This is a genomic window from Paractinoplanes rhizophilus (genome assembly GCF_042664765.1).
GTDB classification, from domain to species: domain Bacteria; phylum Actinomycetota; class Actinomycetes; order Mycobacteriales; family Micromonosporaceae; genus Actinoplanes; species Actinoplanes rhizophilus.
This window is the reverse complement of sequence record NZ_JBHTBJ010000103.1, coordinates 1-1,550: the sequence shown is the minus strand read 5'-3', so window position 1 is coordinate 1,550 and position 1,550 is coordinate 1. Positions and strand designations below refer to the sequence as shown.

2 protein-coding genes are annotated in these 1,550 nt (G+C 59.9%); one reads left to right on the top strand and one right to left on the bottom strand.

The window, feature by feature from the left end; genetic code table 11:
- Nucleotides 1–106: 106 nt before the first annotated feature.
- Nucleotides 107–442: a helix-turn-helix domain-containing protein gene (locus ACFQS1_RS40385; RefSeq protein ID WP_378978352.1), complete on the bottom strand. Its 336-nt coding sequence runs from the start codon at nucleotides 440–442 to the stop codon at nucleotides 107–109.
- A 569-nt stretch (nucleotides 443–1,011) separates the two neighbouring features.
- Between ACFQS1_RS40385 and ACFQS1_RS40380 the strand changes: the two genes are divergently transcribed.
- Complete coding sequence (locus ACFQS1_RS40380; RefSeq protein WP_378978350.1) at nucleotides 1,012–1,455, top strand: phosphorylase family protein; 444 nt, start codon at nucleotides 1,012–1,014, stop codon at nucleotides 1,453–1,455.
- Nucleotides 1,456–1,550: the final 95 nt, after the last annotated feature.

Below are 1,550 nucleotides of genomic sequence, written 5' to 3'. Positions count from 1 at the left end.
CACTTCTGCCACCTACGCTCGTATCTCGCCACCGCCACCAAACACGGCATCAACCTCTACGACGCCCTCGTCCAACTCACGTCCGGCCGGCCATGGATCCCCGCAATCAGCTGACCTGAGTAGTTACGCTCAAATAGGCCATGTATTCCGGGTAGAGTACGTCTCGATACTGACTCCATGCTTGTTGTCTCCGGCCCTGCTGTGCCATCTCAACGAACGTCTTGATTTGGGCCGAGTCGGTGATTTCGTAAAGATCGAGCAACGCCCTGAGGTCGGTCCGCGAGATCCCGACTTGACCGTTTTCGATCCGGAGCAGCTTCGACGGGGACCATCCAAGCTCTTCGGCCACCTGCTTCTGACTAAGCCCGGTGTCAGACCTGGCCTTGCGAAGCTCGATCCGGAGGCGACGTCGCTGAACCGTGGGATCGAGTTCATGCTCCATGATCGCTTGTCCCTAAAAGTATCACGGGATCCTTTGATCCCTGTCCGAAATGTCGGTTAAGCCGATTCGTTCGATGCGAGTAGCAGACCGCACCTTACACCTTGCAGGTAGCAACTCGCCGTCACGCGGCGTACTCTGGCGAACGCGCAGAGTGGCGACGTGCAATCTGCTACTAGCAACTTGGTACCAGCAGGGCTCTGAGCGCGAAAGACCCTTAGGGCGAGACAGTGGTGTTGATCAAACATCAGAGATTGGCAGGCGGCAGTCCGTTGCTGCTGGTCTCGGACCGGAGTCAGCGTGTGGGGAACGCCAGGGATCGATGCAAGGCCGGGATGGTCTGTTGATGTTCGGCCTAGCGACCCCACGCCCACACGGTCGTCGCGTACAGGATTTTCTCGAAAGGGCATGCCCGCCTGGCTGTATGCGCGGCACCGAACAAGCAGTGACAAGCTGCGCCTTCCGGACGTAAGAACCCACGAACGGGGTCATCGTAGGCAGCCGGCGGTCACTCGGTCGAATGAACGCCAGCCCCACCGGCGCGTCCTCATGTCCTTGAGAGGACGACTTCGATGAGGCCCGAGCCCGAATCGTGCTTGGTCCAGAGGGATCCCATTGTGGCCGCTGTCGACCCTGAAGGCGTGGGCAGCTCTCCACCCGCCGTCGGGACTGATCTGCTTGTCATTACTGCGCTACCCCTCGAGTTCAGAGCAGCGATCCATGTGCTTGGCCCTTGCGTGTCGCGCGAGGGCGGAATCGCCGGCTCGATGATGGCCGATCGCTTGGGCAACATATGGCGGATTGAAATTGTACTGGTGAGTTCCATGGGAGCCGTTCCGGCTGCACTAGTCACATTGGAGGCCCTCCGGCGAACAAGGGCGCCTCACGTCGTACTCCTCGGCATCGCGGCGGGGGTGCCCCATCGCGTAGAGCTTGGCGATGTGATCATCCCTGAGCAGATCCTCTACTATGAGTCGCAAAAGCTCACTGAGCTGATCTCAACGACTTTCCGGTAGGTATTTGTATTCGAAATGGGTGAGGTGCAGCGCTGCGGCGAGGATGTCGCTGGTCCGGCGCGGGCTCGCGGTGGTGTGCCGCAGCGTTTTCCACC